Source organism: Streptomyces cirratus (assembly GCF_014650775.1).
GTDB classification, from domain to species: Bacteria; Actinomycetota; Actinomycetes; order Streptomycetales; family Streptomycetaceae; genus Streptomyces; species Streptomyces cirratus.
This window is the reverse complement of sequence record NZ_BMVP01000003.1, coordinates 369,224-389,908: the sequence shown is the minus strand read 5'-3', so window position 1 is coordinate 389,908 and position 20,685 is coordinate 369,224. Positions and strand designations below refer to the sequence as shown.

Genomic DNA, 20,685 nt, shown 5'->3' with positions numbered 1-20,685 from the left:
GGTAACTTCCCCCGAGTCGATCTTGCTCGGCCCTCGTTCACGGCTCTCGCCCAAGGAAGTACATTGCCCCGCCCCTCGCTCCGCCGTCCGTCCTCCCTGCTCACCCGGGCCACCGCCGCGGCCGTCCTGCTGGCCCTGCTGCCCGCCGGCGCGGCGGTGGCCGACCCCGGTTCACCGACCCCGCACCTCGACGCGGTCGAAGGGACGCTCCGTCAGGTGTCCCCCGGACTCGAACACCGGGTCTGGGAGCGCACCGCCGGCAACGCCCTCGACGCCTCCTCCTCGGGCGCCGGCGACTGGCTGCTGCAGACCCCCGGCTGCTGGGGAGACGACACCTGCGCCGCCCGGCCGGGTACCCGGCGCCTGCTGGCCAAGATCACCGAGAATGTCTCCCGGGCCACGGGCACGGTCGACCTCTCCACCCTCGCGCCGTTCCCCGACGGGGCGTTCCAGAACGCCCTCGTCGCGGGCCTCAAGGCATCTGCGGCCCGCGGCAACAAGCTCAAGGTGCGGATCCTCGTGGGGGCGGCGCCCGTCTACCACCTGAACGTGCTGCCGTCGAAGTACCGCGACGACCTCGTCGCCAAGCTCGGCCCCGACGCCCGCGCCATCGACCTCAACGTGGCGTCCATGACGACGTCGAAGACCGCGTTCTCCTGGAACCACTCCAAGATCCTCGTGGTCGACGGCCGGTCGGTGATCAGCGGAGGCATCAACAGCTGGAAGGGCGACTACCTGGAGACCGCCCACCCGGTGGCCGACATCGACCTGGCCCTGACGGGGCCCGCCGCCGCCTCCGCGGGCTCGTACCTTGACGAACTGTGGTCCTGGACCTGCCGGAACAAGGCCAACATCGCCAGCGTCTGGTTCGCATCCTCCAACGGCGCCGCCTGTACGCCCACGCTCGCCGGGAACACGGCCCCCGCGTCGCCGCCCGCGGAGCCGGGCACGGTACCGGTCATCGCCGTCGGCGGACTGGGCGTGGGCATCGAGCTCAACGACCCGGCCTCCGCCTTCCGGCCGGCCCTGCCCGCCGCCGCGGACACCAAGTGCGGGGTGGGCCTCCACGACAACACCAACGCCGACCGCGACTACGAGACGGTCAACCCGCAGGAGAGCGCCCTGCGGACCCTGATCTCCAGTGCCACCCGGCACATCGAGATCTCCCAGCAGGACCTCAACGCGACCTGCCCACCGCTGCCCCGCTACGACATCCGCGTCTACGACGCCCTCGCCGCCAAGATGGCCGCCGGGGTCAAGGTCCGCATCGTGGTGAGCGATCCGGCCAACCGGGGAGCCGTCGGCAGCGGGGGCTACTCGCAGATCAAGTCGCTCTCCGAGGTCAGCGACACGCTCCGCGACCGGCTCGCCCTGCTGACCGGGGACCAGCGCACGGCCGGCGCCGCCATGTGCTCGAACCTCCAGCTGGCCACCTTCCGCGCCGCGCAGAACCCGACGTGGGCGGACGGCCACCCGTACGCCCAGCACCACAAGCTGGTCTCGGTGGACGGCTCCGCCTTCTACCTGGGGTCCAAGAACCTGTACCCGGCCTGGCTCCAGGACTTCGGCTACGTCGTGGAGGACCCCACCGCGGCCCGGCAGCTCGACGCGCAGCTGCTGGCCCCGCAGTGGCAGTACTCCAAGGCGACCGCCACCGTCGACTACGAACGGGGCATCTGCCAGGGGTGATCGGGTCCGACCCGGTCTAACGCCTGCGGGCGCGCCGCAGCCAGAGACCGACGGCGGTACCGGCGAGGGCCGTCACCGCCACCCCGGCCGTCGTCCACCACCAGCCGCTCCCGTCGCCGGTCGCCCCGGCGGCGGCAGGCGCGACCGGAGACGGACCGGCCGGTGACGGCGCGGCACCGGAGGCCGACGGCGCGGCCGGGACCGGTGAGGACGACGGCGCGGCCGGGACCGGCGGGGACGACGGCGCCGGGGCGGAGGGCTGGGGGTCCACCACCGGCACGGCGACTTCCTTCTCGCCGTGCCCCAGGGCCGGGAACCCCACGTCGACGGAGACCTTCCACGTTCCCGGCGGCAGGATCTCGGCCGTGCTCCACCCCGCGCCGCCACCGCCGGCGGGATCGCGCACCAGCCGCCAGGGCCCCGCGGTGCGGGAGCCGTCCGCGCTCGTCGCGTTCACCGTGGCGGCGACCGCCTCGGCCACGGCGTCCCCGTCGTTCTCCCAGGTGACCTCGGTGGTGAGGTGGCCGTCCCGCTGGCCCGTGATCACGACCTTGACGGTGTCGCCGTGCGCGTGGGCGGCGGTGGGCGCCACGAGCGCCCGGGTGAGGGCCAGGACCAGGAAACCGGTGGCGGTCAAGGCCTGGAAGGAGTGTCGTCTGCGTCGCATCGTCGTGGTGCTCCCATTGCGGTGGGGTGGAGAAGGAGGGGCGGAGAAGATGAGGGGAGGCCGTGGGGCGGGGACGGCCGTCCCCGCCCCACGGCCGGTCGTACGGAGGGTCAGCCGGCCTTCTGGACCGTCCACACCTGCGTCGCGCGGCCGTCCGCGCGCTGGAGGTCGAGCAGCCAGTCCCCGTAGTAGGGGCGGTTGCTCACGCTCAGGGCGTAGCCGCCCGAGGCGTCCGTGACGGTCACCGCGCCCGCGCGGGAGGAAACCCGCCAGTTCTGGGCGGAGTCGCTCCCGCACGGCTGCTGCGCGACCCATACGCCGGCGGCCGGGGCGCTGCCCGCCTGGAGGCACTTGCCGGAGGCCGCCGAGCGGATCCGCACGAGCCCGCCGCCCGCGTCGTCGAAGTACCACTGCTGCGGCGCGTAGCCGTTGGCCCGTGCCCCGACGAGAACCGTGCCGTCGGCGGTGCGGCCGCCCCACAGCTCGGCCGACATGCCGGTGCTGCCGTTGCCCAGCGTGTAGCGGCTGCCCGGGGTGGTGGCTCCGCCGCCGGCGCCCGGCGTGCGGAACGAAGCCGCGCTGCCGGGGCCGCTGTCACGGCCGGCGCCGTCACGGACCGACACGGCGACCTTGTAGTCCGTACCGGGCTGGAGGTTGTAGATGCGCAGCACCTGGGACTGCGTCCAGGTCAGGTGCTTGCTGTTGAGCAGCACCTGGTACCAGACCGCGCCCTGCACCTGGGGCCAGCTGACGACGACCGAGTCGGCTTTCAGCTGACCGGCCGTCACGGCGGGCCCGCCGGTCGGATTCTTGGTCGGCTTGGGGCTGGGCGTCGGGGTCGGCGTCGGCTTCGGGTTCGGGTTCGGGTCGGTGCCGCCGCCCGTGCGCATCAGGAACTGGTTGTTCGCGATGTTCCAGTGCGTGGCGAGGTAGCTGCCCGGCTTGGGGTTGGTGTGGAAGTAGTCGTCGTGGTTGCAGTCCAGGATGTTCTCGGCCGCCTGGTTGGAGCACACGTACCGCATCTGCGGGTAGTACGGGGTGTCCGAGTAGCACATGACGTCGTACTCGTCCGTGCAGTGGGCGCCACGGCTGGTGTTGGGGGCGCTGTTGTTCACCGCGCCGAGGTTGTGGCCGAGTTCGTGCGCCGCGGTGTGGCCGCCCCAGCAGCCGGAGTCCGTACGGCCGTAGGAGGGGCCGAAGTTGCTCAGGTTGTCCTGGCCGGCCCGCTCGTCGCCGTTGAACGTGCCGATGCCGCAGTAGACCTGAGTGTCCGCGAAGATCATGTACTTGCGGTCGCGGCGGTCGAGGCCCTTGCCGGCGAGCGCGTTGTTGGTCGCGCTGAACTCCGAGAGCGCGGACGCGGGGAGTTCGATGTTCAGCACCGTCGGGGTGCAGTCGGCGGCCGTCACGTAGCGGATGTGCCGGATGCCGCCGGTCTCCTGGGCGCTCGTCGAGTAGATCAGGTCGGCGTCGGCCGCCCACTTGCGAAACGATGCGACGTACTCGGAGTACCGGTCGCGGTCGGGGCCGTGTACGTAGACCACCTGGACGCGGTTGCCGGTGCTGCCGTCTCCGTCGCACGGGACGGTCTGGCCCGCGGGGCCCGCGGCGACGGCCTTGCCCGCTGAGGAGGGCGCCGGCGCCGGCGCGGCGGAAGCGGCCTTGGCGGTGCGCGCGTCGGCGGCGGGCGCGTCCTGAGGACGCCCGTCGGCTTCGGTGCTCGCGGGGGCGCCGGCCTCGGGGTGGGCCGGATCGGCCGCGGCCGCCTTCGTCTTGACGGCGGGGGCTATCTCGGCCTTGATGTCGACGCCCTTGGGCGGCGCGTCGGGGCCGTGGGTGCACTGCCCGGCTTCCGTGCGGTAGACGCCGACGCAACGGTCGCCCTGGGGCGCGGCCTTGAGGCCGTCGTAGATCATGCCGCGGGCGTCCTCGTTGGCGGGCGCGCCCATGAGGGGTGCCGGCTCCTGGTCCCGGGCCGGTGCGGCGGCCGGTGCGGGCGTCTGGGAGCCGAGGGCTTCGGCCTGTACGGGCTGGGCCGCCTGGGCGCCGTCACCCAGTCCGGAGTAGGCGACTCCCCCCGCGATCACCGCCGCCGTGGCCATGGCGGCGGTGATGAGTATGAACCGCCGGGGTTTGCGCCGGTGTTCAGGCCTTCTGCGATGTCTAGTCATGCGCACCTCAACTCGTGGTCGGAAGAGTGGGTGCGCGGAAGCCTGCCAGACGGTGCGCGTGAAGAATTCGGACAAACGGGAAAGCGGTCCGGGATATCGGACCGTTACCTACCCGACCGTATTTGATGAACGATCAGATTCCTTGTGCCACAAGGGATTTACGCGCGTGGATCAGGATTGGTCCAGGCCTTTTATGGTCATCTCGTTATGTAATCGAGATATAGGATTAGGCTTGTTGACGGTAATTCAGTCAGCGATTCATCTATTTATCACCAGCCGAATTCCCGCCGTCACAAGCGGTGAGTCCGGCCGGCTCCTCAGGCGAGGGGGCGCAGCCGCGAGGAAGCGTGGACCGCCGGCGGCGGTACGGAAGAGGCTTGCCGGGCGGCCGCGAGGGCACTGCCCTGCTGCCAGGCCGGCCAGTCCAGGTTCCAGTCGCCGTACCCGTTCCCGAACGGCGCCATCTTCTCGCCGCCGCTGTTCACCACCTCCACGACGTCCCCCTCCCGTACCGTCGCGAAGAACCAGGCGGCGTCGGCGGTGCTCATGCCGGTGCAGCCGTGGCTGACGTTCTCCTCGCCCTGGGCCTCGACCGACCACGGCGCGGCGTGCACGTACTCCCCGCTCCACGTCACCCGTGTGGCGTAGCGGACCGGCAGGTCGTAGAACTCGCTCGTGCCGCGGCCGATGCCCACGGAGTCCCCCCGCATCCGGACCTCCAGCTCCTTGCCCAGCACGACCTTGACGCCGGTGCGCGTGCGGAACCCGGCCTTGCCGGTGGTGACCGGGATCGTGCGGATGACCCGCCCGTTGCGGCGTACGGTCATCTCGTGTTCGGCGGCGTCGGTGACCGCCTCGACGCGGTCACCGATGGTGAGGTCGAGGCCGTCGGAGGGACCCCCGTAGGCGTGCTCGCCGACCTCGACGCCGTCCAGGCCGCTGCGCACGTGCACCACGGCGTGGGCCGGCCAGTACGTACGCGGCCGGTAGTGCAGCGTCGAGTCGTCGACCCAGTGCCACCCGCCCTCCACCGCCGGCTCCGAGGTCACCTGGAGCGCCTGCTCCACCCGGGCCCGGACCGTACGGTCGGTGGCCGCGACCGGGCGGCTGAGCGAGGCCGTCACGATCTGGCCCGCGCCGTACGTGCCCTCCTTCGGCCCGAACTCGACCGTGAGACGGCCGTCGTCGGTGGGCGGCGCGGTCCGGAACGCCATCGTCACGCCGACCGGTGTCCCCGCCACGTCCTGCGCGCCCACGCGCACCGTGTACTCCTCGCCGGCCCGCAGCGGTTCGGTGTTGGCCCAGCGCCGGCTGCGGGGGTCCAGCGCGCCGCCCACGTAACGCCCGTGCCGGTCGTGGACGGTGACGTCGGTGAGCCGCCCCGGATCGGCGAGCGCGATCTCCAAGGGCCCGTCGGCGTCGGTGGGCAGGGCGACCGTGGGCGCCGGGCCGGCCGAACCGGCCGCTCGGCCCAGGACCGATCCGGCGCCCCAGGCCGTCGCCAGCACCCGCTGCTGCCGCCAGCCGTCGCACAGTCCGGCCTGGAGGGCCTTCTCCGCCGGGCACCGTACGGTCACGTTGCCGTGGCCCTCGTCGAGGGCCCTGCCGACCAGCAGGGTGACGGCCGCTTCCGCGCCCTCGGCGGCGAGCCGCGAGGCATCGGATCCCACCGGCCGGCCGGGGGCCGCGGCCACCACGAGGGCGGCACCGGCGACCGCGGCGACCGCGCCCCACAACCTGTTTCGTCCTGCCCCGTGTGCCGATGTCATCGCCACGCAGCCTTCCCGGATCGCCCACGGCCCGATGACACCATCAAAACGATTGGACGCCTTGATGATGATCACCCGCTCGGGCGTGCCGCCGAACGCGCACGCAAGACAACCCGCACGGAGCAAGCCCGAAGGGTGCGGCGCGGCCGGTGGTAGCTTCCGGCCATGGAACAGCGCATCAGCCTGATCACCCTGGGCGTCAGTGACCTGGCCCGCTCCCGGGCGTTCTACGAGAGCCTCGGCTGGCGGGGGCAGGAGACCGCGCAGACCGTCTTCTTCCAGGCCGGCGGCCTCGCCCTGGTCCTGTGGAGCCGCGGCGAGCTGGCGGCGGACTCCGGGATCGAGGACCGCGGCCCGACGGGCTTCGGCGGGATCGTGCTCGCGCACAACGTGCGCGGCCGCGAGGAGGTGGACGCACTGATCGAGGCGGCACGCGGCGCCGGGGCCACCGTCACCAGCCCTCCCGCGACCACGTTCTACGGCGGCTACGCGGGCACGTTCACCGACCCCGACGGCCACCCCTGGGAGATCGCCCACAATCCCGGCTTCACCCTCGCCGACGACGGCACCCTCACCCTCCCCGACTTCGGCGCGGCATGACGGCGCGGACCGCGGCTCAGCGGTCCCCGGCGGAGGCGGGGAGCCAGGGGGTGGTCCAGTCGTCCAGGCCGTCGTCCTCGCCGGCGGTGCCGACAACAGTGGCGCCGGTGTCGGTGAGAGCGGCGGCCGCGAGCGCGCGCTCCCAAGTACCGTCGGCGGACCAGATGCGGAACCGTTCGGCCACCGTGTGCCACGGGCCGTAGTGCGCCGGGAGGTCCGTCCAGGGCGCCTGCGTCGAGACCTTCCACAGCATCGCCTCGAAGAGCCGCCGCGGCCCGTGCCCGAAGCGGACGGCCGCAGGGAGCAGCGCCTCGACCGCCGCCCACGCCCGGTCCGTCAGGAGTTGCTGCCGACGGGCTGTCACGGCGCGGCCGCCGGGCATGCGTCCGGCGGCGATGAGCACCTCGCCCGCCCGCAGGGCCTCGTGGGGGGTCCGGTGCCCCATGAGCAGGCACAGGGCGTCGGCGGAGTCCTCCAGCAGGCCGCGCAGGACCGGGTCCGCGGGGGCCTCCAGGGTGCGGCGGCGCAATGCGCTCAGCCGCGCCAGCTGTTCCCGTACGAGACGCGGATCGGGCCCCGGAGCGGCCGGGCGGCGCTGCGCCGGCGGGGCGCTCGTGGTACGCGCGCCACGGATGGCGGCGCGCAGGGCCTGCCGGAGCCCGGCGGGCAGATCGCGCCCGCCGGCCAGCGCGACGACGGCCCGGGCCGTCTGCGGGGGTTCGCTGCCGGTGGCCCGGCCGGTGTCCGCCAGGAGCCGGCGGGCCGTCTCCCCGCCGCAGGGGACCAGCGCCATCAGCACGCCGGTCGCCCGGTCGGCCAAGGTCTGCACCGCGAGCGCCTCGCGGGCGCCGTCCGGCACGTTCCGGGTGCCCGCCGTCGATCCGTCCATCCGCCCCGTTCCTCCGGCCCGCCACACCGGACGGCATGGGCTGCCTGTCTAACACCGTCGGGGCATGGGCCGCCGCGTGGCACGCCGAGCCGGACGGGCCCGGCTCGGCGCCCGCCGCCGCAGGACGGGTCAGTCGCGGCGCTTCGCCACGGCCGTGAGCCCGTAGTCCAGTTCGGCGCCGTCGACGAGCAGGGCCTCCACCGTGCCGCTGGCGGGGTCGATGTCCGCCTCCATGCCGTTCCCCGCGTACCGCGGGTACCCCGAGGCACCCGTCTCGCCGGTCGCCTCCACGACGGCGGAGCGTACGGGGTCGCCGGCCCGGTGTGCTTCGCCCGGCTTCTCGACGTGGGTGGGGACCAGGAGGATCTCGAAGCGCTGCGGTGACGTGTTCATGGGACGACGTTAACCACGTCGGGCGGCTCAGCGGGGGAGCGCCGCCGCCGCGAGGCCCGACGCGGCGAGGGCGCGGTGCATCGCCGGGAGGTCCCGCGCCGGGTCGTCGTCGGCGAGCGCGTCCAACTGCTCGGGGGACAGGCGGTAGGCCTCCGCCGCGTCGAGGAGGTCCGTTGCCGTCGGGCCCTCCACCGGCTCGTCGGCGTCGGCCAGCATGCCGAGCACCTCCTCGCGGTCCAGGAAACGGCTCATGCCGCAGTCCAGGCCGTCGTCGGCGAGGCTCCCGGGGTACGGCGCGCGGGCCCAGGAGCCGTTCTCGTACCAGTAGACGCAGCCGAGTTCCCAGCCTTCGAGCAGGTCGCGCAGCTTCTCGTGGGGGAGCCAGTGCGGCGCACCCGCCAGCATGTCGATGCGGGGCTCGTGCCACTTGACGCCGCTCGACTCGTCCTCGCCGTAGAGCACGTAGCGGTCCTCGCCGATGCGGGACAGCGTCCACCAGGTGCAGCCCGCGTCGTCGAGGTGGAGGCCGGTGCCGGTGATCCAGTGGCCCGTGCGGTGCACCCCGCGGCCCTCGGCCCCGCTGGTCGCCTCCAGGACGGCGAGCAACGCCCAGCGCGACCAGAGCAGTTGCGGCGGGGGCAGGTCACCGGGCTGTCCCGGGCGGTGGACCGTCATGGTGTCGTCGTTCTTCCTTCGGCTGACGGGCGGGCGTACGCGTCAGATCGTATAGCCCGCCCGTGGCACGCCTGTTCGGGCTCAGCGGGCCGTGGGCGCGGCCGCGTGTTCCAGTACCGAGCGGACCTCCGAGGTGATCGCCCTCTCGTTGCGCTCGAACTCCGGTCCGGTCAGCAGCTGCGGATCGGCCGGCAGGCCCGTCAGGACCGGGGTGTGCAGGTGACCGCCGGGCAGCGTCGGGGCGAGTTCGCCGCGCAGCCGGTTGGAACGGTAGGCCACCTCGTTGGAGAGGTAGCCGCCCCCGCCGCCCTCCACCGCCCGGGAGCCGGGGGTGGGGCCGTCGGTCCGGTCCACCGGCGTGGTGCCGCCCTCCGGGATCTCGGTGACCTCCGTGTTGAGGAGGACCGGGTACGGCGCCTGGACGGCGCCGGTCACCGCTTCGGCGGGCAGCGTGGTCCTGATGAACTCGGCGCCCGGGCCGAGACCCGGGGCGTCCACGGGGTGCTCGCGCGTGCCGCCCGAGAGGGCGCCGGTGTTGTCGGGGTAGGGGTCCGCCGACCGGGCCCGGCCCGCCCACGCCTCCAGGGTGAAGATGCCGGGGTAGCCCTGGCTGACGGTGGTGATGACGTCCGCCGGGGCGGGGCCGCCGGCCAGCTTCGGGGCGAAGGCCCGCTCCACGATCCCGGCGTCGAAGTCGGCGTAGCGCACGGGCAGGACGACGGCACGGACCTCGGCGGGACTCCCGTCGGCGAGGGTGATGCGACGGCCGCTCAGCTGGAGGGCGGCGGACCCGGACGGGTTCGCCCGGCGCAGCTCCGCGTCGAGCCCGAACGGGTCGAAGCCGCTGATGAACACGCGCCGCACCCCGGGCGCGGGCCGGAAGGCGTTGCCCGTGAGGCCGCGCGAGGCGTCCTCGAACCGGCTGCGCAGGGCGGCCCCGTCGATCGCGAACCCCGGATCCCAGCGGGCCAGCTGGGCGGTCATCGCGAGCCGGGCCCAGTACAGCGGCCGGTCGTCGCCGGCCGGCAGGTCGCCGGCGGGCCGCTGCCCTTGGGCCCGGCGCACGGCGGACTGCCACAGCGCCTCGCCCCAGCCGTCGAGCAGCCGGCCGGCTTCGGCGGGGCCGCGCACGGTGCACAGTGCGGCGGGGAAGCGGCGGACGAAGTCCCCGAAACCGCCCCGCTCCACGAGCGCGGTGGTGCGTGCGTCCGCTAGCCGCGCCTGCTCGGCGTCCGGAGCGGCGGCGACGGAGGTGCACGCCGCGCCGTCGGCCGCGTGCGCGGGAGCGGCGACGGTGATCGGGAGGAGGACACAGAGAAGGGACGCGGCAGACGCCACGCGCCGTAAGATCATCATGCGATGTGACATTACACAGACCCGGTCACCTCAACCAGAGCCCCTCCGGCCAGCCTTCGCGCCGGCCTGCCGCGTACGCGCGTCGGGCGCCGCGGCGCCTTGCGCCCGGGCGGCGTGGAGCGGCTGGGCGGGCCCGGCCTGATCGGCCGTGGGCTTCGGCCCGACCGGGTCAGCGGGAATCCGTTGCGTCGCCCCCGTCCGGGCCGGGGGCTGCCGTGCTGTCGGCGCCCCGCCGGGCGGCTCGCTCCGCGCGGAGTTCTTCGGCGACCTCGTAGGCCCGGCCCGGGTCGTAGACGGTGACCGAAGTGCCCGGGCTGTACATCGCGCTCGCCCGGGGTGTGTACGGATAGGCCTCGACGCCGCGCCGGGCGGCCATGGCGTCGACCTCGCTGACGGGTACCCGCCACAGCTTGGCGATGTGGGACGGGGTCCACCACTCGTCGGGACGCAGGAAGTCCCGCTTGACCTGCGTCTGATGCTCCACCGCCACCTGGGCCGGGCCGAGTTGCTCGGTCAACCAGCCGGTCAGCGCTTGTGCGTCGACCCGGGAGAGCGGTGCGGACGTCGCCGGTTCGCACTCCACCGTCTCGCTGCGGGTGTGCAGCACCACCTTGATCGACTGTCGCTTCCCCAGGCTGAGTCGCTCGATGACGACGACTCGCTGCAGATCGGCCGTCGCCATGGTCGACGAACGCAGAAAGCGGGCGATCACGACCTGCGCCGGAGTTGCCCGGGGGCGGAGCTCGACCCACCGCACCATCGTGGAGACCGTGACGCACATCATGGCCACGGCGAGCAGGATCACTGCGACGACCGTGAGCGCCAGTAAGAGCCGCAAACCGCCCCAGACGAGTGAGCTTCCCGAGATCACGGCGGCCACCAGAGCGCCCAGCAGAAGTGGGGCGGCGACCACCGCCGGGACCACCGTGCTCGCCCCGAGCGCGAACGCCAGCTGGCGGGCCCGGCTGGGCACGAACAGCAGCCGCCATCCGTCGGTCACCGGTGACACAACTCCCGCCAGCGGTCCGGAACGCCGAGTTCTCATGGCTCAAAGGTAGGACTCCGTAAGGGAGTTCGTAAGGCCACGGCGAGCCGTACCTCCTCGGGGACGGGAGTCGCAGGCGTCAGCGCGTCAGCTGGCCGGGTGGGTGGAGCGGCCGGCCACGGCTTGGGGGGCCCGGGGATGCCTCGCGCAGATCCGTACGAACGCCAACGCGACCAACCCGAGCCCCTCGCCTTCGCTCAGCCCCCGGGCCGGCTGCCTCAGCGCACGGTGGTCCGGCCGCCCTCGCGCTGGTGGGGGAGGACCGGGTGCGCCGGGAGGGCGTCCTCGCGCTGGAGCGCGACCGTCCGCGTCGGGGCGGGTATCGAGATGCCCTCCTCCCGGAACCGCTGGTGCAGGCGCTTGATGAACTCGTGCTTGATCCGGTACTGGTCGCTGAACTCACCGACGCCGAGGATCGCCGTGAAGTTGATCCGGGAGTCCGCGAACGTGTGGAAGCGGACGGCTCCCTCGTGATCGGGGACGGCGCCGTTGATGTCGGCCATCACGGTGTCGACCACCTCCAGCGTCACGCGCTCGACGTGCTCCAGATCGCTTTCGTACCCCACGCCCACCTGCACCAGCAGCGACAACTGCTGTTCCGGCTGGGTGTAGTTGGTCATGTTCGTCTTGGCGAGCCGCCCGTTCGGGATGATGACGAGGTTGTTCGACAGGTTGCGTACCACGGTGTTGCGCCAGTTGATGTCGACCACGTACCCCTCCTCGCCACTGCTGAGGCGGATGTAGTCGCCGGGCTGCACCGTCTTCGAGGCCAGGATGTGCACGCCCGCGAAGAGGTTGGCCAGGGTGTCCTGGAGGGCGAGGGCCACCGCCAGACCGCCCACACCGAGCGCGGTCAGCAGCGGCGCGATGGACACGCCCATGGTTTCGAGCGCGACCAGCACGCCCATGGCGAGCACCACGATGCGCGTGATGTTGACGAAAATGGTCGCCGAACCGGCCACTCCGGTCCGCGACTGCGCCACGGACTGGACCAGGCCCGCGATGACCCGGGCGGCGCTGAACGTGGCGAAGAGGATCAGCAGGGCGGTCAGCGAGGCGTTGACGACCCCCGAGATCCGGGCCGTCAGCGGCAGCGTGCCGGCGGCCACCGCGACGCCCGCGATGACGGCCGCTCCCGGTGCGAGCGTGCGCAGCGCGTCGACGATGATGTCGTCGCCGCTCCACCGGGTCCGCAGGGCGTGCTTGGCCAGCCAGCGCAGCAGCCCGCGCAGCAGGAGTGCGGCCACGCCCCCGGCGGCCAGGGCGATACCGGCCACGAGCCAGTCGTGCAGGACGAGGTCCCGGTTCAACGCGGGCCCTCCGCTCCACGCCGGACCGGGGGAGCGGCGGCGGCCGCCGCAGGCCGTCGTATGGGGTGTGTCGTCACCTTGTCACCTGTCAGTTCGTCGTGCGGAGACCCCCGTTCGGGCTGATGAACGCCTTGGGAACGGGAGTTTCCATCCTGCCCCATGGGGTGGACCGCCCGGGCGGCCGGGGCCGCCCGCCGCCGCGGCCGTCGGCGTGAGCCGTCCGACCCCGGGTAGGCGCCCGTGGCCGCGCCGCGCCGCGCCCGCAACGCCCCGTCCGGCTGAAGGCCAGACGCCTCCCCGGACCGCCTGACGAGCCCCCTCGTCCCCGACGGCAGCGGGCCGGTCCCCTGCGACCGGGACACCGCGGGGGGACGGATCACCGCCGGCTCCGGGGAACTCCTGGACCGGCGCGGCCCGGGCCGGCCGCCGCCGCGAACCCGCTGCACCGGAAGATGCCGGCGCAGGCGGCGCAGGCCCGCCGGAGGATCCTGGCCGGCCTCAGGCGCGCGACCGCCGCGCCTGCCCCGTCATCCGCCCTCGTTGGCCCTGCGTACCCGCTCGTCGTCGGCCTTGGGCTGCGCGCCGGTGCCCGTCCGCGAAGGAGCGCCGGGCGCTCGGCCGTGGTCGTCCACCGTGCCGCCCTCGTGCTGGAGCAGGGGGCGGCGCGGCACCCGCTCCGGGCGCCCCTCGTTCCGCTGCCCCGCGTCTTCCGCCGGCGGGTCCACGGGCCGCAGCCTGCGCGCCGTTCCCTCCGGGTCCGGGATGCTCACCGCGATCCGGCGGAACTCGGCGTCACCGGCCAGTTCCAGGCGGAGCACGGGACCGGAGGCCCGTACCGAGACGAAGTCCTCGCCGTTCCCGCCCTCTGAAGCGTGCCTGATCCCCACACAGCGCCCGGGGTGCCAGCTGCCCCTGCCCGCCACGCCGCGCAGCGCGCGCCACCAGCTGGGTTCCACGGCTGCCTCACGTACCGCCGCGACCGGCACGCGAATGTTGCGTCGGCGGCGCACGGCGAGCCGCTCCCGCGGGGACAGCCGGACGACGATCTCCGTCCCTTCCACCGACACCCGAGCCATGTCGTGCCTCCCTGCGCCTCGCGCACACGGGTCCCCTCCAGTACGCCTACCCGCCTGAGGCGGACGCATGGCCCGGCTGCCCGGTCCCTTCGCCCGCCGGCCCGCCCGGCGCCGCCCGGCACGGCGAACTCCGGCCGGTGGTCAGCCACCGGCCGGAGTCCTGTGCGCGCAGCCGCGGGTTCAGCGCTGGCCGCGGGGCATGTCCATGTCGTCGTCGCGCGGCATGTCGTCGTCGAGCGCGCGGTCGTGCGACACCTCACCCGGCTTGCGCTGGCGGCCACCCGTCCGCATGGACTCCGGGTCCTGGCCGGGGCGCTGCTGCCGCTGGTGCTCCTGCTCCTCGCGGCTCTTGCCCGGCTGCTGGTTCTTGTCCCGCATACCGCCCATGACGGTTCACGCTCCTTGCTCTCGTCGGGAGGGCCTCTTTGCCCTCCGCACCTCCGACGCTGCCACGGTCTGCTACGCACCGCACCTTTTCGGTGACCGAGCGTGTGGTTCAGGGGTGTCTTCGGTCCCCCGAGGAAGGCCCGGCGGCCCGGTAGAGAACGCCGGGGGAGGGCACCCGCGTCCGTATGGAAACGACACACAACCCCGACACCGTCTCCCCGACGACCCCGCTGCGCGCCGTGGCGCTGGTCTGCAGCCTGACTCCCTCGCCGGCTCCCTCCAGCTCCCAGCTGCTGGCCGAGCAGACGATGGCGGCCCTCGGCGAACACGGCGTGACCGGCAAGGTCATCCGGGTCGTGGACCACGACGTCAAACCGGGAGTGCAGAGCGACATGGGCGACGGAGACGCCTGGCCCGAGATCCGCCGGACCATCCTCGGCAGCGACATCCTCGTCATCTCCACACCGATCTGGGTGGGCCATCCCTCCAGCGTCGCCCAGCGGGTCCTGGAGCGCCTGGACGCGGAACTCTCCGAGACCGACGACGAGGGCCGGCTGCTCACCTACGGCAAGGTCGCGGCCGTGTGTGTCGTCGGCAACGAGGACGGTGCCCACAAGGTCAGCGCCGACCTCTTCCAAGGCCTGAACGACGTCGGTTTCAGCCTGGCGCCCGGCGCCGTGACCTATTGGGTCGGCGAGGCGATGCAGGGCACCGACTACCAGGACCTCGACAAGACGCCCGAGGAGACGGCGGGCACCACCGCGACCCTCGCCGCGAACACCGCGCACCTGGCCCGCCGCCTCAAGGCGGCCGCGTACCCGCCGAGCTGACGGAGCCGGACAACGGGGCGGTTCGCGCGCATGGGGAGGGCCGGGCGGGGCAGTCGCCACTTCGGAGGTTGATAACTATGGTTCCCCTGCTTCTCGTCCTTCTGCTCGCTCTCATCCTGTTCGGCGCGGGCTTCGCCGTGAAGGTGCTGTGGTGGGTCGCGATCGCGGTCCTGGTGCTGTGGCTCATCGGCTTCGTCGCCCGTCCCGCGGGCGGTGGCGGCCGCTGGTACCGCTGGTAGCGCACCGCCGCACGCGCACACGAGTGGGGCCCGCTCCCGACCGGGAGTGGGCCCCACCGTACTGACCGGCTCAGCAGTCGTGGCTCAGCACTGGCGCAGGCCGTAAGCCGGGTCGTTGGGCGTGTTGACGTCGACGGCCGGGACGTTGCCCCACGCGCCGTTGTCCAGCTGCGTCCAGTACCAGACGTTGTTGCCGCCCGGGTGCGGGTCCCCCGGGCCCCAGCACACGAACCAGCTGTAGGTGGTGTTGAGCGTGCCGCGCGTCGCCGAGCGGTACGAGCGGTCGGCGTAGCCCTTCGCGCCGGCCCTGTTGCCGCAGTAGAGCCTGCCGTCCGAGTGGACGCCGCAGTCGGCGGCCGGCTTGGCGGGGGCGGCGCTCGCGGTGGGAAGTGAGGTGACGGTGAGGCCGGCCGTCAGGGCGGCCGCGCCGGCCAGCAGGGCGAACTTCTTTGCTGCGTTCACGGTGTACTCCTCGGTTCCTTGTGCGTATCGGTGTGGGTGAAGGTGTGTCAGGGGCAGGTGGGGACGCCGTCCAGCCAGGCGGGACCCTGGATGTAGATGTTGGTGATCCAGGCCTGGTACTCCGGCAGGTAGGACCAGGCATCGTTGTGGTAGCCCTCGGCGTCCACGGGCTGGGCGTGCTTCTGGCAGCTGATCCGCACCCGGGTCGGACCGTCGAACTTGTGGACCCGCCCGCTGGTCGTGGACGGCTCGCTGTGCGTCCACACGTCCGTGCCCCAGGTGGAGAAGGTGCCGCCCTGCCCGGGGTCGGCGGCCCCGATGCGCACGGCGCCGTTGTAGTCGCCGCCGAGCCGGACGTCGCTCACCATCACGTGGGTGCCGGACTGCCGGGCCTCGACCATCTTTCCCGCGCCGAGGTAGACGGCGATGTGGTGGATGGAGTTGTCACCGCCCCAGGCCAGCAGGTCACCGGGCAGCAGCGGCCCGGTGCCCTGGGACGCGCCGAAACGCGCCGTGACCCGGGACGAGTGGTACTGGGCGTTGGAGGTGCCGGCCAGGATGTCCTGACCGGTGGCCTGGGCGTAGGCGTACCGGACGAGCCCCGAGCAGTCGAACCCGCGCCGCTCCGGGTCGTGCTGACTGGCCGGATCGGTAGGGTCCACCTGCCCGTAGGTGGGGCCCGGCTGCGGCCCGTGGCCGCCTCCCCACGTGTACCAGACGCCGATCTGCGAGCAGGCGGCCCGGACCGCGGCCTGTGCGGCGGCGGACGCGCCCGGCGCGAGGACGTCACAGCTCCCCTCGGCGGCCGCCGTGCCCGCCGCCGGACCGGCCCCCTCGGCTCTCCGTGCCGGTGCGGCGCCCGCCGGCTGGACCGCGACCCCCGCCGCGCAGAGCGCCAGGAGAGCGACCGCCGCGACGGACCGCCTCGCTTCGTACAGGATGGTGCGCATGACTGGTTCCCCGTTCTCCCCGTTGTCCTCCGGACGGCGTCGGGCTCCGACGGCCCCGTGACCCACGACGTGGTCTCCCCATGACGTGGCGCGTGGTCGCCGGCTCCCGTGACGATGGCCGGAAAGCCCGCAAGGTCGGCCGGTGACGGCGGCTGCGACCAGAACACCGCCACCGGCTGCGGTGGTTCGAGACTGGGCCGCGGCGGGCGCCCCTGTCGAGACGCCACGCGTCGCCCTTGCCGTTGGGAAACGGGAAACGCCCGGGGAAACGGCCCTTTCCCGCAGTTCAGCGGGCGCCCGCCGGACACACCCTCCGGTACGGGACATCAGGCAGCAGCCCGGCCCAGCGCTCCGGCCCGGTGTCCCCCAGGAGCCGGCACAGCCCGGCCGTGCGCTCGGTGGTGTCGGTGTTCCACAGCCGCACGGTCCCGTCGTTGCTGCTGCTCGCCAGCGTGCCCGGCCGCGCCGGGTCGAAGGTGACGCCCCACACGGCTCCCGTATGGCCGTTCAGCGTGGCGGTCTGCTCGGCGCGCCGCGGATCCCAGAGCTTCACGCTCTGGTCACTGCCGCTGCTCGCCAGCACCTTGCCGTCGGGGCTGAACGCCACCGCCCGCACCGATCCGCTGTGCCCGGCGAGGGTGGCGGCCGGGGCGAGCCGCGCGGTGTCCCACAGGCGGACCGTTCCGTCGTTGCCGCCGCTGGCGAGGATCCGCCCGTCCGGGGAGAACGCGACGCCGCGCACGGAGCCGGTGTGGCCGCGCAGTACGGCACGCGGCGAACGCCCGGCGCCCCGTGGATCCTTCACGTCCCACAGTCGTACCGTCAGATCATCGCTCCCGGAGGCCAGCGTCCGGCCGTCCGGGCTGAACGCTACGGCGTTGACGAAGTCCTGGTGGGCGTCGAGGGTCGCTTCCCGCCGGCCCGTGCCCACGTCCCACAGGACCACCGTGCGGTCCGCGCCGGCCGACGCGAGCGTCCTGCCGTCCGGGGAGAACGCCACCGCGAAGACCGAACCGCCGTGACCCGTCAGCACCGCGACCGGTTTCCCGCCCGCCACCTCCCAGGTCCTGACGGTACGGTCGGCCCCCGCGGCGGCGATCAGACGCCCGTCGGGCGAGAACGCGACGCCGAACACCGAACCCCCGCAGCCGGTCAGGGTGGTCAGCAGCCGGTGCCGGCCGGGTTCCCAGACCCGCACGGTGTGGTCCGCCTGCGCCGACGCCAGCAGCCGGCCGTCGGGGGAGAACGCCGACTGCCACGCCTCGGTGAAGGGCCGGGTGGCCAGAGCGGCCCGGCCGGGATCCCACAGCACCACGGACTGGTCGAACCCGCCGGTGGCGAGCTGCTCCCCGGGTCCGGCGGCGACGGCGAGGACGTAGTCGGTGTGGCCCGACAGCGTGGCGATCACCTTGCGGGTGACGGGGTCCCACGACTTGACCGTGCCGTCACCGCTGGCGCTGACCACCGTGTCCCCCGTACGGCTGAACGCGACCGCGTTCACGTCGTCGCCGTGGCCGGTGAGCACCGCGCCCGCCGCACCCCCCGGCAGGTCCCACAGCCGCACCGTCCGGTCGGCTCCACCGGAGGCCAGGGTCCTGCCGTCGGGGGAGAAGGCGATCCCGAGCACCTGGTCGGTGTGGCCGTAGAGCACCACCGCGCGTCCGGGGTCGGCGGTGTCCCACAGCCGCACGCTGCGGTCCGCCCCGGCGGAGGCGATGCGCGAGCCGTCCGGGCTGAACGCGACGGCCATCACCGCGTCGTCGTGCCCGGTCAGGACTTCCCGCGCGGTGCCGCCCGGCACGTCCCACAGCCGCACGGTGTGATCGAGGCCGCCGGAGACCAGGGTGCGGCCGTCCGGGCTGAACGCCACCGAACGGACGCCGCCACGGTGCCCCGTCAAGGTGGCGGCCGGCCGCCGGGCCCCCACGTCCCACAGGCGCACCGTCCCGTCCGCCCCCGCCGTCGCCAGCCTGCTCCCGTCGGGCGCGAAGGCCACCGACGAGACCGCCCCGGTGTGCCCGGTGAACGTGCCGACGAGGCGGCGCCCCGCCGCGTCCCACAGCCGTAGGGAGGAATCCGAACTCGCCGAGGCCAGCAGCTTCCCGTCCGGGCTGTACGCCACCGAGTTGACCGCCCCGGCATGCCCGCGCAGCCGGCCGGCGAAGTACTGCGACTGGCTGCTCAGCAGCGCCCCCCGGGCCTCCGCGGTGGGCGCCGTGCGGTAGGCGGCGGCCGCGAGCAGCATGGACGCCTCCGGCTGCCCCGCCGCCAGGGCCCGCGACCGTACCGCCATGGCCTGCGACTGCGCCGTGCGCCCCTGGTCCAGCGCCTGCGAACGCTGCTGGAAGGCCAGCGCCCCGGCCGCCAGCGCCACCGCCAGCAGCCCCGCCAAAGTGATCACCAGGGCCCGGCGGATCCTGCTCTGGCGCCGCACCGCCCGGCCGCGGCGCTCCTCCTCCGCCTCGCACGCGGCGATGAACTCCCGCTCCTCGGGCCCCAGCTGGGACGGCTCCTGCCGCTCGACCCACTCCCGCACCCCGGCCAGCCTCGCGCCCCGGAAGAGCAGGCTGGGGTCGCGCCCGCCCCGCACCCACTCCGCCCCGGCGTCCGAGACCCGCTGGCGCACCACCAGGGCGGAGCGGTCCGACTCGATCCACTCGCGCAGGCGGGGCCACGCCCGCAGCAGCGCCTCGTGGGTGATCTCCACCGACGCGCCGTCGGCGGTCACCAGCCGGGCCTCGATGAACGCGTCCAGCACCCGGCCGCCCGCCCCGGGATCCGGCACCTGCCGCAGCAGCCGGTCCCGTTCGACCGGCCTGCGGGTCTGCGCGCCCTCGCCGTCCGCGATGTGCACGAGCCTGGTCAGCAGTTGGCGCGCGATGCGCCGCTCGGCGGGCTCCAGCCGGGCGAACACCGACTCGGCGGTGCGCGCGACCGCCCCGTGGATCCCGCCGGTCATCTCGTAACCGGCCACCGTCAGCGTCCTGCCGGTGCGCTGCTGCCAGGTGCCGAGCAGGGCGTGGGCGAGGAGCGGAAGGGAGCCGGCGTGGGCGGCCGAGCGGTCCCCGAGATCCCGCAGCAGCAACTCGACCAGGCCGACCTCCAGGGCCAGCCCGGCGCGTGCGGCGGGTTCCGAGATGGCTCGGCGCAGCTGCCCGTCGGACATCGGGCCGAGGGCGAACAGGCCGTGCGTGAACACCTCCACCAGCTCCGGATGGTCGAGGCAGTGCCCGCAGAAGTCCGCCCGCAGCCCGATGACGACGGCGGTGGTGGCGCCGGCGGCCAGCGCGTGCAGCACGCGCACGAAGGCCCCGCGCTCCCGGTCGTCCTCGCAGAGCGTGAACACCTCCTCGAACTGGTCGACGAGGAGTACGAGCCCGGGCCGGCCGAGCGAGCCCACCACCGCGTGCGGCAGCAGGTCCGGCCGGTCCGCCAGTTCCTCGGGGGTGATCCCCGCCGCCGCGGCCCCCAGCGCGTCCGCGGCGCAGCGCAGCAGCTCCTTGAGGGGATGCGCCCCCGGCGCGCACACCACCACCGGCCAGTCCCGCGACCCGGCCACCGGCAGCGCCCCCCGGCGCAGCGCGGGCAGCAGCCCGGCGCGCAGCAGCGAGGACTTCCCGGCGCCCGACGGGGCCACCACTGCCACCGCCCCGTGCCCGATCCGCTCGGCGAGCCGGCCGGTCAGTTCGGCGGTGGCGCTGTCACGGCCGAAGAACCACTCCGCATCGCGGGGTCCGTAGGCGGCCAGCCCCCGGTACGGGCAGACCTCGCCGGAACCCGCGGGACCGGGCCCCTCGTCCCCCGCGCGGGCCGGGGGGACGGCCGGTACCGGCGGGACCAGGCGCAGCAGTTCGCCGCCCGCGTCCAGGGCCTCGTCGCACCGCCGGGCGACGTCGGGGGTGGGCGGCTTCCGCCCGTTCTCGATCTTGCTGAGGTAGCCCTTGCTGTAGTGGATCGAGCGGGCCAGGTCCGAGAGCGACACGTTGCGCCGCCGGCGCAGGCGTCGTAGCTCGGCCGCGAATCCATCGAGGGTCTCGTCGTCCGTCGGCACGGGGCCTACCTTCCCTCGCGGGCGGAACGTACGCCTGAGGGGGAACGAGTTCGCCCGCCCGGTGCTGACGGGGGCTCACCGCACACGACGGGGCCCCGCGCGCGCGTAGGCTGCCACCGCCACTTG

18 protein-coding genes are annotated in these 20,685 nt (G+C 73.8%); 4 read left to right on the top strand and 14 right to left on the bottom strand.

The genetic code is table 11. The features are described from left to right. The first annotated feature begins 63 nt into the window (after positions 1–63). Positions 64–1,689: a phospholipase D-like domain-containing protein gene (locus IE207_RS11430; RefSeq protein ID WP_229873647.1), complete on the top strand. Its 1,626-nt coding sequence runs from the start codon at positions 64–66 to the stop codon at positions 1,687–1,689. A 16-nt stretch (positions 1,690–1,705) separates the two neighbouring features. On the opposite strand, the gene IE207_RS11425 is transcribed toward IE207_RS11430, so the two are convergent. The 3 genes from IE207_RS11425 to IE207_RS11415 all read right to left on the bottom strand — a co-directional run bounded on the left by IE207_RS11425 (position 1,706) and on the right by IE207_RS11415 (position 6,296). Next, a complete protein-coding gene (locus tag IE207_RS11425) occupies positions 1,706–2,356 on the bottom strand; it encodes a hypothetical protein (RefSeq protein WP_190183969.1) in 651 nt (216 codons plus the stop codon). 110 nt (positions 2,357–2,466) lie between these two features. After that, positions 2,467–4,458: an RICIN domain-containing protein gene (locus IE207_RS11420; RefSeq protein ID WP_229873646.1), complete on the bottom strand. Its 1,992-nt coding sequence runs from the start codon at positions 4,456–4,458 to the stop codon at positions 2,467–2,469. Positions 4,459–4,844: 386 nt separating this feature from the next. Next, positions 4,845–6,296, bottom strand: coding sequence for a L,D-transpeptidase (locus IE207_RS11415; protein ID WP_229873645.1), 1,452 nt, complete (start codon positions 6,294–6,296; stop codon positions 4,845–4,847). A gap of 165 nt (positions 6,297–6,461) precedes the next feature. Between IE207_RS11415 and IE207_RS11410 the strand changes: the two genes are divergently transcribed. Continuing rightward, positions 6,462–6,896 carry a VOC family protein gene (locus IE207_RS11410; protein ID WP_190183968.1) on the top strand — a complete coding sequence of 145 codons (435 nt, stop codon included), beginning with the start codon at positions 6,462–6,464 and terminating at the stop codon, positions 6,894–6,896. Between the two features lie 16 nt (positions 6,897–6,912). Here IE207_RS11410 and IE207_RS34070 read toward each other — a convergent pair whose 3' ends face one another. From IE207_RS34070 to IE207_RS11370, 8 genes are all read right to left on the bottom strand, one after another. Continuing rightward, complete coding sequence (locus IE207_RS34070; protein WP_190183967.1) at positions 6,913–7,785, bottom strand: transposase; 873 nt, start codon at positions 7,783–7,785, stop codon at positions 6,913–6,915. A gap of 129 nt (positions 7,786–7,914) precedes the next feature. After that, on the bottom strand, positions 7,915–8,178 hold the full coding sequence (locus tag IE207_RS11400) for a hypothetical protein (RefSeq protein ID WP_190183966.1): 264 nt from the start codon (positions 8,176–8,178) through the stop codon (positions 7,915–7,917). Positions 8,179–8,205: 27 nt separating this feature from the next. Then, positions 8,206–8,853, bottom strand: a complete 648-nt coding sequence (locus tag IE207_RS11395; RefSeq protein WP_190183965.1) for a hypothetical protein — start codon at positions 8,851–8,853, stop codon at positions 8,206–8,208. Positions 8,854–8,934: 81 nt separating this feature from the next. Further along, the gene (locus IE207_RS11390) at positions 8,935–10,191 is read right to left on the bottom strand and encodes a PA0049 family protein (protein ID WP_190183964.1); all 1,257 of its coding nucleotides are present in this window, start codon (positions 10,189–10,191) and stop codon (positions 8,935–8,937) included. Between the two features lie 187 nt (positions 10,192–10,378). After that, on the bottom strand, positions 10,379–11,209 hold the full coding sequence (locus IE207_RS11385) for a hypothetical protein (protein WP_190183963.1): 831 nt from the start codon (positions 11,207–11,209) through the stop codon (positions 10,379–10,381). A 263-nt stretch (positions 11,210–11,472) separates the two neighbouring features. Continuing rightward, positions 11,473–12,564 (bottom strand): mechanosensitive ion channel family protein, encoded by a 1,092-nt coding sequence (locus tag IE207_RS11380; RefSeq protein ID WP_190183962.1) that lies wholly within the window; start codon positions 12,562–12,564, stop codon positions 11,473–11,475. Between the two features lie 527 nt (positions 12,565–13,091). Next, a complete protein-coding gene (locus IE207_RS11375) occupies positions 13,092–13,640 on the bottom strand; it encodes a hypothetical protein (RefSeq protein ID WP_190183961.1) in 549 nt (182 codons plus the stop codon). A gap of 180 nt (positions 13,641–13,820) precedes the next feature. Further along, positions 13,821–14,027 (bottom strand): hypothetical protein, encoded by a 207-nt coding sequence (locus IE207_RS11370; protein ID WP_190184252.1) that lies wholly within the window; start codon positions 14,025–14,027, stop codon positions 13,821–13,823. A 185-nt stretch (positions 14,028–14,212) separates the two neighbouring features. Here IE207_RS11370 and IE207_RS11365 point away from each other — a divergent pair, with 185 nt between their 5' ends. Further along, positions 14,213–14,857 carry a flavodoxin family protein gene (locus IE207_RS11365; RefSeq protein WP_190183960.1) on the top strand — a complete coding sequence of 215 codons (645 nt, stop codon included), beginning with the start codon at positions 14,213–14,215 and terminating at the stop codon, positions 14,855–14,857. Between the two features lie 77 nt (positions 14,858–14,934). Continuing rightward, complete coding sequence (locus tag IE207_RS11360) at positions 14,935–15,096, top strand: hydrophobic protein (protein ID WP_190183959.1); 162 nt, start codon at positions 14,935–14,937, stop codon at positions 15,094–15,096. 84 nt (positions 15,097–15,180) lie between these two features. On the opposite strand, the gene IE207_RS11355 is transcribed toward IE207_RS11360, so the two are convergent. The 3 genes from IE207_RS11355 to IE207_RS11345 form a co-directional block, all read right to left on the bottom strand. Next, a complete protein-coding gene (locus IE207_RS11355) occupies positions 15,181–15,558 on the bottom strand; it encodes a hypothetical protein (RefSeq protein WP_190183958.1) in 378 nt (125 codons plus the stop codon). A gap of 47 nt (positions 15,559–15,605) precedes the next feature. After that, entirely contained in the window at positions 15,606–16,508 is a 903-nt protein-coding gene (locus tag IE207_RS11350; protein WP_190183957.1) for a C40 family peptidase, read from the bottom strand. A gap of 286 nt (positions 16,509–16,794) precedes the next feature. Continuing rightward, positions 16,795–20,559 (bottom strand): nSTAND1 domain-containing NTPase, encoded by a 3,765-nt coding sequence (locus tag IE207_RS11345; protein WP_190183956.1) that lies wholly within the window; start codon positions 20,557–20,559, stop codon positions 16,795–16,797. Positions 20,560–20,685 lie beyond the last annotated feature (126 nt).